This is a genomic window from Microbacterium sp. CBA3102 (assembly GCF_007954505.1).
Taxonomy (GTDB): domain Bacteria; phylum Actinomycetota; class Actinomycetes; order Actinomycetales; family Microbacteriaceae; genus Microbacterium; species Microbacterium aurugineum.
In genome coordinates, this window is the sequence record NZ_CP042412.1 from 1,739,137 (window position 1) to 1,753,148 (window position 14,012).

Genomic DNA, 14,012 nt, shown 5'->3' on the forward strand with positions numbered 1-14,012 from the left:
GCTCACAGCGTGGACTCGGCTACGCCCTTCGACCAAGCCGCGTGGGTCGCGAACCAGAGAGCGGCCAAGCGGCGACGGGTGATGTGGGCCGGGCTCATCATCGCGGCAGCGCTGCTGGCATTGTTCTACGGCGGACGCGTCGCGTGGCTGACCGTGATGGCGACGGAAGGCGACGTGCCACCGGCGTCTTCGTTTCCGCTGCCGGAGGGGGCGGAGATCCTCGGCGACAGCATCGGCTGTGGAAGCGGCGGATGCTCGGTGACCTTCGCCGTGCGACCTCCCGCGGGACAGTCCCCGCAGGCTCTCGCAGAAGAGATGGGCGCGACCCCGCAGATGTCGATACCCGGCACTTTCTGGGATCCTCGCACCGTCTGGGTGTCAGCGCGACCGGCGGGCAGCGTCCTGAACCTCATCGTCGACTACTGGTCCACGGAGTGGATTCCGTAGAATTCCACGCTCACGACGCTCCCGCGAGACCGGACGAGATCCAGAAGCCGTCGAATCCGGGGCCGAGGTCTTCGATCTCATCTCGATACCGAGGTGCCACGTGGGTGCAACATTGAAGTTGCAGTTCAGTTCGCCAAGAACCGTTCGATCGCTGCGATCGTCGTGGCGTTGTCGCGGTGGAGAACCGCGCGGATCCCGCAACTCTCTGCTCCCCGCGCCGGGGCGTCGTTGTCATCGATGAAGAGGACGTCCTCCGCACGCGCTCCCATCCGTCCGAGGGCGGTGAGGTACGCTCCGGCGTCCGGCTTCGCCACCCCCTGCTCGTGGCTGTAACAGATCGGATCGAAGATGGACGAGAGCTGGAAACGTCGTTCTTCTTCCTCGCGCGCTCCATCGCCGGAGTTGGAGAGGATGGCGAGGCCGGCGCGTCCGCGCAGCGAGCGCGCATGCTCGAGGAGCTCGACATTCGCCTCGCCGCAGTATGCGTCCCACAACTGGGCTCGCATGGCCGCGACTTCCGCGTCATCGAGCGCCAGCGCGGCGGCGAACTTCTGCCAGAACTCGCCTTCGACGCCCGCCTGCAGCGTCGTGTCCGGGAGGTCGGCGGCATCGAGACGAGCGCGCAGCGCTTCGACCGTTAGCCCGAGGCGGACGCTCCAACTCTTCTCCAACATCTGCGGCCAACGGTCATCGTCGACGAGCTCGAGGACGCCGCCGATGTCGTAGAGGATCCACTTCATCCCGGCACCCTATCCTGGGCGCTTTCCTCGTCCACCGCAGGTGTGTGGGATATCGAATCTCCGCCTGACCGGCACAAAGCAATGCGATATATTGCACAGCGGGTAGAACGTCAGGTTCTACGTTCTTTCTCTCTCGCTGGAGGACATGTGGCACTGTCGGGTGGACCGCTCGAGCGCAAGTCCATGAGCGACGAGGCCTACGCCCGCGTGCAGGACGCGATCATCTCGGGTGAACTGCCCCCGGGCGAACGTCTGCGCGACTATGACCTCGCCGAGCGCCTGGGCACGTCGAAGACTCCGATCCGCCACGCGCTCGACCGTCTGGCCGATCACGGCCTCGTCGAGATGCAGCGCAACCGCTACACGCGGGTGGCCCCGATCGATCTCGAAGGAGTCCGCGACGCCGTCGACCTCTTCGGTGACATCTGGATCGGTTCCCTCCGTCATGCGAAGGCGGTGATCGAGGCCGATGACCTCGCGCACCTGACCGCGCTCGCGGACGAGGTGGTCGCGGCCGCCCACGTGCGCGACGTGGCCGGCTTCGGTATCGCGCTCCGCTCCCTCGCGACCGGGTTCGCTCGCATCGAAGGCAACGCTGCGCGCGCAGTTGCCATCGAGCGTCTCGACCCCCAGATCCGCCGATTCGCTCAGCACGCTCGTGATGCCTTCGACGCGGAGGCCGTCTCGGCGTGCGTCAAAGCACTTCGCGTGGCGCTGATCGAGCGTGACGTGGTGGAGACCAGAAGCGTGCTCGTGACTCTCTTCGACGATGTGCTCAGCGGCATGATCGACCGCGCGGAAGAACGGGGTCTCGTCCGCTCCGACCCGGAGTAGCCTCACCCCGCCGCATTCCCGGCCAATCCACAGGAACCCCAAAGGGTGTCCTCGTACTCTGGGATCTCCCAAGGGGAGTACTCCGACACGGTGGGATCGTCATTACGGATGCACGTCGCATCCCGGGCCACCGGTTCCTGTTTCACGGAATGGAGAAGACTTTGGCGGTACGGTCGTACCCCGAGTCTGGAGCCCTCATTTGGATATCACCCCGCTGATCTGGATCATCACGATCGCGATCACGATCGCTTTCTTCGTGTACGAGTTCTTCTCCCACGTTCGCACCCCGCACGAGCCGACGATCGCGGAGTCGGCGCGCTGGTCGATCTTCTACATCAGCCTCGCGCTGCTGTTCGGCGTCGGGATCGGCGTCTTCTCCGGCTGGACGTTCGGCGGCGAGTACTTCGCCGGCTACCTCACCGAGAAGGCGCTGTCGATCGACAACCTCTTCGTCTTCCTGATCGTGATGACCGGCTTCGCCGTGCCGAAGAAGTACCAGCAGAAGGTGCTGATGATCGGCATCGTGATCGCGCTGATCCTGCGAGGGATCTTCATCGCCATCGGCGCGACGCTCATCGAGAACTTCTCGTGGATCTTCTACCTGTTCGGCGCCCTGCTCCTCGTGCTCGCGTATCGCCAGGCGTTCAGCAACCATGAGAGCAACCCCGCGAACGGACGGTTCATGACGTTCGTCCGCCGTCATCTGCCCGTCAGCGACGAGTACAACGGCGACCGGCTCACGGTCGTGAAGAACGGCAAGCGCTTCGTCACGCCGATGCTGCTCACGATCATCGCCATCGGGTTCATCGACCTCGTGTTCGCCGTCGACTCGATCCCCGCGATCTACGGTCTCACCGACCAGGCCTACATCGTCTTCACGGCGAATGCCTTCGCGCTCATGGGTCTGCGCCAGCTGTACTTCCTCATCGGAGGACTGCTGGAGCGTCTCGTGTACCTGGCTCAGGGCCTCGCCGTCATCCTCGGATTCATCGGCGTCAAGCTCGTCCTGCACGCGCTGCACGTCAACGAGCTGCCGTTCATCAACGGCGGCCAGGGCGTCGAGTGGGCGCCGGAGATCCCGATCTGGTTCTCCCTGCTGTTCATCGGCGCGACCATCGCGGTGGCCACCGCCGCGAGCCTCCTCAAGACCCGTCGCGCGCCCGGCGAGGTCACCTCTTCCACCGACACCACCCCTACTCACAAGGAGCACTCTTGAGCGCGCAGCGCTGTTCTGACTCTTCGGACTCTGACAGTACGAGCGCCCGGTTCATCCCGGGCGCTCATCCCACCACAGACGAGGTGGCCCGCTGATGGGCGACCTGCTCTGGAACATCGCCCTCGTCTTCGCGTTCGTGCTGATCGGCGGTGTCTTCGCTGCGACGGAGATGGCCCTGGTCACGCTCCGCGAGAGCCAGATCAACGCGATCGGGCAACGGGGCCGCCGTGGGGCGAAGGTCGCGGCACTCGCCCGCAACCCCAACACCTTCCTCTCGGCTGTGCAGATCGGCGTGACGGTCGCGGGCTTCGCCTCGGCCGCGTACGGCGCCACATCGATCGCACCGTCCTTGGCGCCGTTGCTGGAGTCATGGGGCCTCGCCCCCGCACTCGCCCTCACGATCGCGACCGTCATCCTCACCCTCGTGATCGCCTACCTGTCGCTCGTGCTCGGAGAACTCGTGCCCAAGCGGCTCGCGATCCAGCGCAACGCCCAGTTCGCATACGCCGTGGCCCCCGCTCTCAACGGGTTCGCGGTGATCATGCGTCCGGTGATCTGGCTGCTCTCCGTGTCGACCGACGCGCTCGTGCGACTGCTCGGCGGTGACCCCCGGAAGATGGGCGACGAGATGACCGACGAGGAGGTGCGCGACATCGTCGCGAGCCACCAGGGTCTGCCCGAAGACGAACGCCGCATCCTCGACGATGTGCTGTCCTTGCGGGGACGCCAGGTCAGCGAGGTCATGCGACCGCGGCCGGAGGTCGTGGCCCTCGACGAAGATGCCAACGTCGGTGATGTGCTGGCCCAGGTGCGGGACCTCCCGTATTCGCGCTACCCCGTCTCGAACACGTCCATCGACGACATCGCGGGGTTCGTCCACGTACGGGACCTGTTCGAGGCGTCGTCCGACGACCCAGCGCGTCCGCTCCGTGCGCTCGTCCGCGACATCCCGTACATCCCCTCCAGCGCGCGCGTCCTGCCCACGCTGACGCGGATGCGGGCCGAAGGGCACCACATCGCGGTCGTCGTCGACGAGTACGGCGGCACGGACGGTCTCGTCACGTTGGAGGACCTCGTCGAGGAGGTCGTCGGCGAGATCTTCGACGAGTACGACGCCGAGGAGTACTTCTCCGCGGAAGAGGGACTCGACGGGCGGCTCAACCTGCAGGACTTCGAGGAGGCGACCGGGCTGGCGATGCCGCGGGGCTCGTCCGACACGATCGCAGGTTTCGTGACCGAGCAGTTGGGTCGCCTCGCGGTCGTCGGCGACACGGTCGAGGTGCCCGGTGCCTCGATTCAGGTCATGGCCCTGGATCGTCGTCGCATCTCCCGTGTGCGGGTCACACCGCAGGAGAGCCCGGAGCCCGTCGAGGACTGATGCCGACGGGTGAGCCTTCTCGTCAGGGGCGCACGCCGGTGAGCCGCTCGGCGGCCGCCCACACCGCGGCTCCGGTCGTGGGGGAGCGGACCTCGTCCGAGGCTGTCACTCGTCGTGGTGCCCCACGGAACTCGAGCAGTCCACCCGGTCCCCAGTAGTCGCCGTTCACCACCTCCGCGGAGGTCGCCGCGTGCACGATGGGCAGCGCTCCGCCGTCCTTGCCCTGCACGAGCATCCGAGTGGGCGCCGTCAGGGCGCGGAGGAAACCGGAGACGTGGGCGAGGCCGGGGCGCGGGGGAGTGAGCGGGTCGACGGCATAGCCCGGGTGCGCGACGACCGCCGACCGCGAAGAGTCCGACCAACGCCGTGCGAGCTCGAAAGCGAAGGCCATCAACAGGGCCTTCGAGCGTCCGTACTGGCGGAGCGAGGAACCGCTCCACGGGGCGTCGAGGGTCGCGGGGTCGAGCCGCGCGAAACGGTGTGCGATCGAGCCCACCGCGACCACGCGGGCATCCGGTGTGAAGAGCGGTTCGAGCTGCGCCACGAGGGCGAAGTGGCCGAGGAAGTTGGTGCCCACCATGAGGTCGAAGCCGTCGCTCGTACGCGCCGCAGGGTCGGCCGCCTTCACCCCCGCGTTGCAGATCACCACATCGATCCGCTCGCCCACCTCCGCAGCGGCGTGAGTGATGCTGTCGAGCGAGCCGAGGTCGAGCGCCAGCACGTGCAGCTCGGCATCCGGCACGCGGCTCCGGATCGCCGAGGCCGCCGTCTGCGCGCGCTCCGATGAGCGGCAGCCCAACAACACGCGGGCTCCGCGAGCGGCCAGCTGCTCGGCGCACCAGTAGCCGATGCCCGCGTTCGCCCCGGTGACCAGCACCGTGCGTCCGCGCAGGTCTCCGGCAGGCGTGAGAGGAGCGGCATCCATCTCCCTAACTTAGGCGCTGTGCGCGCCGACGGTCAGTGGCCGTGGTCGTGGTCGTCCTCGTTCTCGAGGAGCATTCCGATCGAGGTGGCGCAGGCGTCGCCCTTCCAGGCCTCGATGCCCTCGCGCACGGCGAAGGCGGCGATCACGAGTCCGGCGACGGCATCGGCCCACCACCACCCCAGCAGCGAGTTGACGACCAAGCCGATCAGCACGGCGGCGGAGAGGTACGTGCAGATGAGAGTCTGCTTCGAGTCCGCGACCGCCGTCGCCGATCCGAGCTCCCGGCCCGCGCGACGTTCGGCGAACGACAGGAACGGCATGACCGCGACGCTGACCGCCGTGAGGATGATGCCGATCGTGCTGTGCTCCGGACGCTCGGCCGTGACCAGTGCGGTCACGGAGGTCGCGGTGACATAGGCGGCGAGGGCGAAGAACGCCACGGCGATCACGCGCAAGGTGGGTTTCTCCCAGCGCTCCGGATCGCGGCGGGTGAACTGCCAGGCGACGGCGGCCGCGGACAGCACCTCGATCGTCGAGTCCAGCCCGAAGCCGATGAGAGCCGCGGACGATGCGACCGTCCCCGCCGTGATCGCGATGATCGCCTCGACCACGTTGTAGCCGATCGTGACGCCGACGAGGAGGCGGATGCGACGATGCAGGGTCTCCCGACGCGCGTCGGTGAGCGTCGACGACATCAGCAGGTGCATCCTTCACCCGAACAGCAGTCCGGTTCGACGATGAGGGTGACCCGCAGGAGCATGTCGAGGGCCGGTGCGAGGTGACGGTCGGCGAGACGATAGCTGCTGCGACGGCCATCGGGCACGCTCTCGACGAGCCCACAGCCGCGGAGACAGGCGAGGTGGTTCGACAGGGCCTGGCGGGAGACGCCGAGGGCTTCGGCCAGATCAGCGGGGTAGCCGGGGGCTTCGCGCAGAGCGAGGAGCACGCCGGCGCGGGTCGGGTCGGAGAGTGCGTGTCCCAGGCGAGCGACGGCGGATGTGTGGGTCAGCGATGCGAGAGCGGTCGTCACGCACTCGATCATACAGAAAACCGTGAATTCATGTACTCATGTATTAAACGAGAGGGGGCGCGACGACGTCTCGCGCCCCCGGACGATCAGCGGATCGCGTACACCGCGCTGCCGATGATCACGGCGACGACGGTCGTCCAGCCGATGATGGCGATGGCCTGCCAGAAGAGGATGCGCGCCTTCCCGATGCCGGAGGCGGCGAGCATCGTCGCGGTGAACTGCGTCGGCAGCAGGAGCGGGCCGAGCAGGCTGACGCCGGGTACGCCGTAGCGTTCGAAGGCGCGCTGGAACTTCTCCTTCCGGGCGGAACCGCGCCCGGAGTCGACGGCTTCCGCTGCCGGTGCCGTTTCCGTCGTGCCGCCGCCGGCGAGGACAGCGTTCCTGGCACGCGAGCGGTTCACGACCGCCTGACGCGCACCGGAGCTCGCCAGCACCAGCACCGCGACGCACAGGAAGTTGCCGACCATCGCGGCGATCGCCGCGACCACCGGAGGGATGCCGCCGAGGATCCCGATGCTCACCGCGCCCTCGCCCTCGATGAACGGGATCGCGCCGGCGAGGGCGACGATGAGCGGCTGCACGAGCTCGGGGACCTGGGCGACCAGGTTCTGGAAGGTCTCGATGAGGTTCATAGGGTGCTCCCTGCTGTCGGTGCGAGCGGCGTCTCCGCTGCGATGACTCCAGTCCAGCCGAGGAGCAGCCGTGGCGGCAGTGTCGGCTCGTCACCTGTTCCCCTGCGGTTCGCACGGTGATCCCGTGACATGTGTCACGCCTCTATCGTGGGAGCGTGAGTTCCGTCCCGCCCCTCCCGTCGCCGATCCGACGCCCGGCTCGCGCCAGCTCGCCCGGGGCATCACCGCCACCTGGTGGTACACCGCGAGCGCCGTGGTGTTCTTCGAGCTGATGCTGGTCGTCGCGTGGACCGGCATCACCGCCGCCGTCGATCTGCGCGGCGGCGCGATCCTCGTCGTCGCGATCGGTGGCGTGCTCTGGTGTGCGTCGACCATGCTGCTGCTCGCCGATTACCGCAGCCGTATCGACGCGGGTCCCGGCATCGCCTGGGGGCGCCTGGCCGTGCCCTTCCTGGTTGCGGTCGCATACGGATTGGTGGCGGGGTCGGCGGTCGGGAGCTGGGCGCTCGCTGCCATGCCGGTCGCGCAGTTCTTCGTGCTCCTGCGATGGCCGCGCGGAATCCGAATGCGCGTGGCCGCGACGGCGACCCTGCTGCTCGTGGCCCTGACGGTGGTCGACTCGACCGCGAGAGGCCTCGACACGGGCCTCCCGTTCTGGCTGCCCGCTGTGTATGCCGTCCTGCTGCCGGCGATGACCGTGAGCTCGCTCTGGTGGTGGGATGTCCTGGTCACGCTCGACCGGGCCCGCGCTTCCGAGGCCAAGCTCGCCGCGACGCAGGAGCGCCTGCGGGTGGCGACCGACGTGCACGACCTGCAGGGGCATCATCTCCAGGTCATCGCGTTGCAGCTGGAACTCGCGGAGCGGCTCCTGCCGACCGATGCGGAGGCCGGGATGGAACAGCTCCGGGCCGCGCGACTCAGTGTCGACGAGGCGCGGCAGGGGACCAGAGACCTCGCGACCCGCTTCCGGTCCGTTCCGCTCGGCGATGAGCTCGCCAACGCGCGGGATCTCCTGACCGCAGCGGGTCTCACCGTGGAGGCCGTGATCGATCCGGATGCCGATGCCGCACCGGGGACTGCGCTGGGGCCGGTGATCCGGGAGACCACGACGAATGTGCTGCGCCACGGGGGTGGCCGTCGCGCGCGGCTGCAGCTGGCACGGATCGGTGATTCCTGGCGATACGAGATCGCGAACGACAGGATGCCCGGCGCGCCGCTCGATCACGACGGATCCGGCCTCGAGGGGGTTCGGCGACGGATCGAGGAGGCGCACGGTTCTCTGGAGGTGCGGCGCGATGCCGACGAGTTCGCGGTCGTCGTGACCGTTCCGTCGCAGTCGGAGGAGGGGCGTTGATCCGCGTGCTGCTCGCCGACGACGAGGCGATGATCCGCTCTGCGCTCGCCGCACTGCTGCGACTCGAAGCCGACATCGACGTCGTCGCGGAGTGCGCCGACGGCGAGCAGGCCGTCGCCGAGGCGCTGCGCCTGCACCCCGACGTGTGTCTGCTGGACCTGGAGATGCCCGGACTGGACGGGGTGCAGGTCGCCGAGAAACTGCACCGGGCGATCGCAACGCGCTGCGTGGTGGTCACCCGTCATGCGCGTCCGGGGGTGCTGCGGCGAGCCCTGGCCTCCGGCGTCTCCGGTTTCCTGCCCAAGTCCCGGGGTGCGGACGAGGTCGCCGCCGTCATCCGCCGTGTCGCGGCAGGAGCCCGCTATGTCGATCCGGAGATCGCGGCGGACGCTCTGAGCGATGAGCGCTCGCCCCTCACCGATCGCGAGCTCGATGTGCTGCGCGCGGGGCGGCGCGGGGAGACGACCGGTCAGATCGCGCGGGCTCTCGCTCTCGCGCCCGGCACCGTGCGCAACCACATCTCCGTCATCCTCGGCAAACTCGCCGTCGACACCCGCCAGCAGGCTGTGCTCACCGCCGAGGAACGCGGCTGGATCTGAGCGCCGATATGCTGGCACGCATGGGAACAATATGCGCCGCGCCCGTGATGGGGCGCACCCTCGTGTTCCGCGACCGCCGCGCCTGACGGCGCGCTCGCTCACCGCACGCATCTGCGCGCCGTCCACCGAGATGTCATCGCACCTCGGGACGGGCAGAACTCACTGACGCCTCTTCGCGTCCTCCCTCCTTCCGAGGTGCTCCGATTCGTCTTCTGGAGCGCACTCATGCCTCGTTCACCCCATGGCGGCCGTCACGAACTCGGCCAGAACTTCCTCACCCACCGTCCGACCCTCGCCCGGATCACGGCTCTCGTCGACCGCACGTCCGGACCGATCCTCGAATTGGGGTGCGGCGATGGCGCCCTCACGCGCCGACTCGCGGGGCTCGGCCGACCGCTCACGGCTATCGACATCGACGAGCACCGGGTGCGGCGGTTGCGCGCGGCCCTGCCCGGGGTCCGCATCGAGTTCGGGGACGCGACCCGTCATCCCCTTGCTGCCGCCGTGGTCGTCGGCAACATCCCGTTCCACGTGACCACCCCCATCCTCCGGCGTCTTCTGTCGCGGAAGGAGTGGAGGGAGGCCGTGCTGCTGACTCAGTGGGAGGTGGCGCGCAAGCGTGCGGGCGTCGGTGGCGGCACCATGATGACCGCGCAGTCGGCTCCGTGGTTCGCCTTCTCCCTCGAGGGGAGGGTCCCGGCCTGGGGCTTCTCCCCGCAACCGAGCGTCGACGGGGGCGTGCTCACGATCACGCGACGGGCCTCACCGCTCGTTCCGGTGTCCGACCGACGGGGGTACGAGGCGTTCGTCCGTGCGATGTTCACGGGGAGAGGGGCCACGCTTCCCGCGGTGCTGGCGGCGGCGACTCGCGCTCCGATGTCGCGCGCGCGGCGCGCCGTGGTGGCAGCCGACGCGACCAGCTGTCGATGGCCGCGGGATCTGCGTCCGGAGCACTGGGCGGCGCTCTGGCGTGAGGTCTCCCGCGGATGAGGCACGGGATCGTGACTCCGCTGTCGGACGGCGGAGGTACTCTCGACGCATGTCCGCCTTCGGCACGCTCGCGACCCCGGTCGGCGTCATCGGGGTCGTGAGCGACGGTGCGGCCGTCACCCGGGTCACGTGGCGAACCACTCCGCCCGGCGGCGGTGTGGTCGTGCCCGACACCGGGTCCGATCCCCTGCTGGTCGAGGCGCTCGCACAGTTGGCGGCCTACTTCGACGGCACACTGCGTCGCTTCGATCTGCCGGTCGATCTCGGCCCGCAGACCGAGGCCACGCGTGCTGTCCTCACCGCACTCCATGAGACCGTGGCGCACGGAGAGACGATCACGTACGGCGGTCTCGCCGCGCGCAGTGGCACCGACGTGCCGGCCCGGGGGATCGGCTCGATCATGGGCGCGAACCCGGTTCCGCTGATCGTGCCGTGTCACCGCGTCGTCGCCGGCGATGGGCTGGGCGGCTATTCCGGCGGAGAAGAGGGGCACGGCCTCGAGACGAAGCGCTGGCTGCTGGAGCATGAGGGGGCGCTCCCGAGCTCCCTGTTCTGACGGCGAGGGGTGGCGTCCGTCATCCCGTCACTCGGACCGGGAACACCCTGCGAGAATGGACGTGCCGAGTCCCGAGCCGAGGAGCCAACGTGCAGTTCATCTCCACCCGCGGCGGCATGCAGCCGCAGACGTTCAGCGAGACGCTGTTGGAGGGCCTCGCGCCCGATGGCGGGCTGGCGGTGCCGGAGACCATGCCGGTCGTCGACGGTGAGACGCTCGAGCGCTGGCGGGCACTGACCTATCCACAGCTCGCGACAGAGGTGCTCGGACTGTTCGCGACCGACATCCCTCGCGCAGACCTGGCCCGGATGACCGCCGCCGCGTACGCCGACTTCCCTGACGGCGTCGTGCCGCTGCGGGCGATCGATGACGAACTCACCCTCGTCGGGCTCTCCGAGGGGCCGACGCTCGCGTTCAAGGACATGGCCATGCAGTTCCTCGGCCAGGTGCTCGAGTACACGCTGGAGCGCAAGGGATCGGTGCTCAACATCCTCGGCGCGACCTCGGGCGACACCGGGTCGGCGGCCGAGCACGCGCTGCGGGGCAAGGAGCGCGTCGCGGTGTTCATGCTGTCACCGCAAGGGCGCATGAGCGCGTTCCAGCGCGCGCAGATGTTCTCCCTCGACGACGCGAACGTGCACAACATCGCCGTCGAGGGTGTCTTCGACGACTGTCAGAACCTCGTCAAGAAGCTCGCCGGCGACCTCGACTTCAAGCGTGCCCACCACCTCGGTGCCGTGAACTCCATCAACCTGGCACGCATCACTGCGCAGACGGTCTACTACTTCTGGGCGTGGCTGCGGGCGACCGATGCAGGCGGCTGGACCGAGCTGTCGTTCACCGTTCCGTCGGGCAACTTCGGCAACATCCTCTCCGGGTTCTTCGCGAAGCAGATGGGCTTGCCGATCCGTCGCCTGGTGCTCGCCGCGAATGAGAACAACGTGCTGGACGAGTTCTTCCGCACGGGTGTCTACCGCCCGCGCAGCGCCGCCCAGACGCTCGCGACCTCCAGTCCGTCGATGGACATCTCGAAGGCGTCGAACCTGGAGCGTTTCATCTTCGAGCTGGTCGGCCGTGACGCGGAGCGCGTCGTCGGTGCCTGGCGTGAGCTCGACGAGAGCGGCTTCTTCGACTTCTCCGCGGAGCAGGAGCGCTTCGTCGAGGAGTTCGGGATCGTCAGCGGCACCTCGACGCACGAGGACCGGTTGGCGACGATCCGCTCGGTGTACGAGACGACGGGAGAGGTCATCGACCCGCACACGGCCGACGGTGTCAAGGTCGCGCGAGAGCACGTCGAGCCCGGTGTTCCCATGCTCGTGCTCGAGACGGCGAAGCCCGAGAAGTTCGCTGAGACGATCCACGAGGCGCTCGGAGTGGAGCTCGGCTACGCACCCGAGCTGCAGGAGATGCTGGACGCACCGCAGCACGTGACCGAGATGCCCGACGACGAGCACGCACTCCGTGAGTTCATCGCCGCGAACGCTGTGAGCTGAGCGCACCCGCACATCCGCACATCCGCGCCTCCCGCGTCCCCGCATCCCCTCCGCCTCCACCCGTCGACACCCCCGCCCGTCGACGTCTCCATCACCAGTCGGTGCCCCCTCTGTCCGTCCCCGCCCCCGCCCGTCGACGTCCCCATCACCAGTCGGTACCCCCTCTGTCCGTCGGCACCCCCTCCGCCCGTCGATACCCCCTCTGCGTGCCGCGAACCGGAGGGGGCGTCGACGCGGGGAAGGGGCGCCGACGTGGGGCGAGCGTCTGGACGCGGGGAGGGGGTGGGACGAGACGGACAGAGGTGACAGGAGGCAGACGATCGGGGTGGTGTGCGATCTGCACATCCGTGCGGGATGTTCGTGCGATCTGCACATGTGGGCCGGGCGCAGGGCATCGCTACTGTGGCGCACAACCCGTTCCCTCTCCCGAAGGATCCTCATGGCACGCACGGCGCACCCCGACGACTTCGCGCTCTCCCGAGTGACTCCTGAGGCCCGCAAACCCTGGTTCGGAATCGCTGTGCAGCGATTCGGTCAGGTCTCGGCCCTCTCGCAGTTCCTCCTCGGCGCGACCCTCGGCTACAGCATGACTTTCGGCGAGGCCGTCCTCGCCTTCCTCTTCGGCTCGATCATCCTCGAGGTGATCATGTGCGTGGTCGGCTTCATCGGCCAGCGCGAGGGCCTCAACACCGCACTGCTCGCCCGGTGGACCGGCTTCGGGGAGATCGGTGCCTCGCTGGTCGGGCTCGCGATCGGGATCAGCCTCATCGGCTGGTTCGGCATCCAGTCGGCCATCTCGGCACAGTCCCTCGACGCCCTGATGCCCGGTGCGCTGCCGGTCTGGGCGTGGAGCCTCACCTTCGGTCTCGCCGTCACCGCGATCGTCGCCTTCGGCTTCGTCGGCATGCAGTGGCTCGCGAACATCACGGTGCCGCTCTTCCTCATCCTGGTCGGCTGGTCGGTCATCACCGAGCTGAGCCGTCACGACATCGGCGAGCTGCTCACGGGACCGGCACCCGGACCCACGATGAGCGTCTGGGCCGGCACGGGTATCGTCGCGGGTGGTCTCATCGTCGGCGCGATCATCACGGGTGACATGACCCGCTTCAACCGTTCTCGCGCCGACGTCGTCAAGCAGACCGTGCTCGGAGTCTCGCTCGGTGAGTTCGTGATCGGACTCGCCGGTGTCCTGCTGGCGCACGCGGCCGCCACCGGTGACATCGTCGCGATCGTGACGTCGTCCGTCGGCTTCATCGGCCTCTTCATCGTGCTCACCGGCACCCTGAAGATCAACGACTGGAACCTGTACTCGTCGACCCTGGGCCTGGTGAACTTCATCTCGACGGCGTTCGGCAAGAACCTGCACCGCGTCACCACGACGATCGTGCTGGGCGTCGTCGGATCCATTCTGGCCGCGGTCGGCATCCTCGGACAGTTCACCGAGTTCCTGATCGTGCTCAGCGTCGCCTTCCCGCCGATCGCCGGCATCATGGTCGCCGAGTACTACGTGGTGCGCCGCTGGCGTCCTGAGCTCGACGCGACCCGTGAGGCCGGCACCCTTCCGGCCACCGCGCCACGCATCGTTCCCGCGACGATCGTCGTGTGGCTGGTGTCCGCGCTCGTCGGCTACTTCGTGACCTGGGGCATCCCGTCGTTGCTCAGTCTCTTCCTATCGATGGCGCTCTACATCGTGGCGGGCAAGCTCGGCTGGGTCCGCGGTGTCGGAGTCGCGAACACGCGGCAGGCGAGCCCGGTCGAAGAGACAGCCGCGGCCTGAGCCGCCCCGAGTCAGAACCTCCTCACAGGAAAGCGAGAATC

15 protein-coding genes are annotated in these 14,012 nt (G+C 68.3%); 10 read left to right on the forward strand and 5 right to left on the reverse strand.

The window, feature by feature from the left end:
- The first annotated feature begins 9 nt into the window (after positions 1–9).
- A complete protein-coding gene (locus tag FGL91_RS08290; protein ID WP_153243580.1) occupies positions 10–447 on the forward strand; it encodes a hypothetical protein in 438 nt (145 codons plus the stop codon).
- Positions 448–572: 125 nt separating this feature from the next.
- On the opposite strand, the gene FGL91_RS08295 is transcribed toward FGL91_RS08290, so the two are convergent.
- The gene (locus FGL91_RS08295) at positions 573–1,187 is read right to left on the reverse strand and encodes an HAD family hydrolase (RefSeq protein ID WP_227991987.1); all 615 of its coding nucleotides are present in this window, start codon (positions 1,185–1,187) and stop codon (positions 573–575) included.
- 183 nt (positions 1,188–1,370) lie between these two features.
- Between FGL91_RS08295 and FGL91_RS08300 the strand changes: the two genes are divergently transcribed.
- The 3 genes from FGL91_RS08300 to FGL91_RS08310 all read left to right on the forward strand — a co-directional run bounded on the left by FGL91_RS08300 (position 1,371) and on the right by FGL91_RS08310 (position 4,615).
- Complete coding sequence (locus tag FGL91_RS08300; RefSeq protein ID WP_153243581.1) at positions 1,371–2,021, forward strand: GntR family transcriptional regulator; 651 nt, start codon at positions 1,371–1,373, stop codon at positions 2,019–2,021.
- Positions 2,022–2,220: 199 nt separating this feature from the next.
- Positions 2,221–3,237 carry a TerC family protein gene (locus FGL91_RS08305; RefSeq protein WP_131494480.1) on the forward strand — a complete coding sequence of 339 codons (1,017 nt, stop codon included), beginning with the start codon at positions 2,221–2,223 and terminating at the stop codon, positions 3,235–3,237.
- Positions 3,238–3,331: 94 nt separating this feature from the next.
- Positions 3,332–4,615, forward strand: a complete 1,284-nt coding sequence (locus FGL91_RS08310) for a hemolysin family protein (protein WP_131494481.1) — start codon at positions 3,332–3,334, stop codon at positions 4,613–4,615.
- A 22-nt stretch (positions 4,616–4,637) separates the two neighbouring features.
- On the opposite strand, the gene FGL91_RS08315 is transcribed toward FGL91_RS08310, so the two are convergent.
- The 4 genes from FGL91_RS08315 to FGL91_RS08330 all read right to left on the reverse strand — a co-directional run bounded on the left by FGL91_RS08315 (position 4,638) and on the right by FGL91_RS08330 (position 7,202).
- Positions 4,638–5,540 (reverse strand): SDR family NAD(P)-dependent oxidoreductase, encoded by a 903-nt coding sequence (locus FGL91_RS08315; protein ID WP_131494482.1) that lies wholly within the window; start codon positions 5,538–5,540, stop codon positions 4,638–4,640.
- A gap of 32 nt (positions 5,541–5,572) precedes the next feature.
- Positions 5,573–6,235 carry a cation diffusion facilitator family transporter gene (locus FGL91_RS08320; RefSeq protein ID WP_131494483.1) on the reverse strand — a complete coding sequence of 221 codons (663 nt, stop codon included), beginning with the start codon at positions 6,233–6,235 and terminating at the stop codon, positions 5,573–5,575.
- On the reverse strand, positions 6,235–6,570 hold the full coding sequence (locus tag FGL91_RS08325) for an ArsR/SmtB family transcription factor (RefSeq protein WP_134352982.1): 336 nt from the start codon (positions 6,568–6,570) through the stop codon (positions 6,235–6,237). The genes FGL91_RS08320 and FGL91_RS08325 overlap by 1 nt, the downstream gene beginning before the upstream one ends.
- 86 nt (positions 6,571–6,656) lie before the next feature.
- The gene (locus FGL91_RS08330) at positions 6,657–7,202 is read right to left on the reverse strand and encodes a small multidrug efflux protein (protein WP_131494485.1); all 546 of its coding nucleotides are present in this window, start codon (positions 7,200–7,202) and stop codon (positions 6,657–6,659) included.
- 124 nt (positions 7,203–7,326) lie between these two features.
- Here FGL91_RS08330 and FGL91_RS08335 point away from each other — a divergent pair, with 124 nt between their 5' ends.
- From FGL91_RS08335 to FGL91_RS08360, 6 genes are all read left to right on the forward strand, one after another.
- Complete coding sequence (locus FGL91_RS08335) at positions 7,327–8,556, forward strand: sensor histidine kinase (protein WP_227991988.1); 1,230 nt, start codon at positions 7,327–7,329, stop codon at positions 8,554–8,556.
- Positions 8,553–9,155: a response regulator transcription factor gene (locus FGL91_RS08340; protein ID WP_131494487.1), complete on the forward strand. Its 603-nt coding sequence runs from the start codon at positions 8,553–8,555 to the stop codon at positions 9,153–9,155. Before FGL91_RS08335 ends, FGL91_RS08340 begins: the two co-directional genes overlap by 4 nt.
- A gap of 225 nt (positions 9,156–9,380) precedes the next feature.
- On the forward strand, positions 9,381–10,145 hold the full coding sequence (locus tag FGL91_RS08345) for a ribosomal RNA small subunit methyltransferase A (RefSeq protein WP_131494488.1): 765 nt from the start codon (positions 9,381–9,383) through the stop codon (positions 10,143–10,145).
- A 49-nt stretch (positions 10,146–10,194) separates the two neighbouring features.
- On the forward strand, positions 10,195–10,701 hold the full coding sequence (locus FGL91_RS08350) for a methylated-DNA--[protein]-cysteine S-methyltransferase (RefSeq protein WP_131494489.1): 507 nt from the start codon (positions 10,195–10,197) through the stop codon (positions 10,699–10,701).
- 89 nt (positions 10,702–10,790) lie between these two features.
- Positions 10,791–12,194: a threonine synthase gene (thrC, locus tag FGL91_RS08355; protein ID WP_131494490.1), complete on the forward strand. Its 1,404-nt coding sequence runs from the start codon at positions 10,791–10,793 to the stop codon at positions 12,192–12,194.
- 439 nt (positions 12,195–12,633) lie between these two features.
- Positions 12,634–13,971, forward strand: a complete 1,338-nt coding sequence (locus FGL91_RS08360; protein ID WP_153243582.1) for a purine-cytosine permease family protein — start codon at positions 12,634–12,636, stop codon at positions 13,969–13,971.
- Positions 13,972–14,012 lie beyond the last annotated feature (41 nt).

Coding starts and splice junctions, on each gene's coding strand:
- FGL91_RS08295 (WP_227991987.1), bottom strand. CDS start 1,187: ATGAAGTGGATCCTCTACGACATCGGCGGCGTCCTCGAGCTCGTCGAC.
- FGL91_RS08300 (WP_153243581.1), top strand. CDS start 1,371: ATGAGCGACGAGGCCTACGCCCGCGTGCAGGACGCGATCATCTCGGGT.
- FGL91_RS08310 (WP_131494481.1), top strand. CDS start 3,332: ATGGGCGACCTGCTCTGGAACATCGCCCTCGTCTTCGCGTTCGTGCTG.
- FGL91_RS08315 (WP_131494482.1), bottom strand. CDS start 5,540: ATGGATGCCGCTCCTCTCACGCCTGCCGGAGACCTGCGCGGACGCACG.
- FGL91_RS08320 (WP_131494483.1), bottom strand. CDS start 6,235: ATGTCGTCGACGCTCACCGACGCGCGTCGGGAGACCCTGCATCGTCGC.
- FGL91_RS08330 (WP_131494485.1), bottom strand. CDS start 7,202: ATGAACCTCATCGAGACCTTCCAGAACCTGGTCGCCCAGGTCCCCGAG.
- FGL91_RS08345 (WP_131494488.1), top strand. CDS start 9,381: ATGCCTCGTTCACCCCATGGCGGCCGTCACGAACTCGGCCAGAACTTC.
- FGL91_RS08350 (WP_131494489.1), top strand. CDS start 10,195: ATGTCCGCCTTCGGCACGCTCGCGACCCCGGTCGGCGTCATCGGGGTC.
- FGL91_RS08360 (WP_153243582.1), top strand. CDS start 12,634: ATGGCACGCACGGCGCACCCCGACGACTTCGCGCTCTCCCGAGTGACT.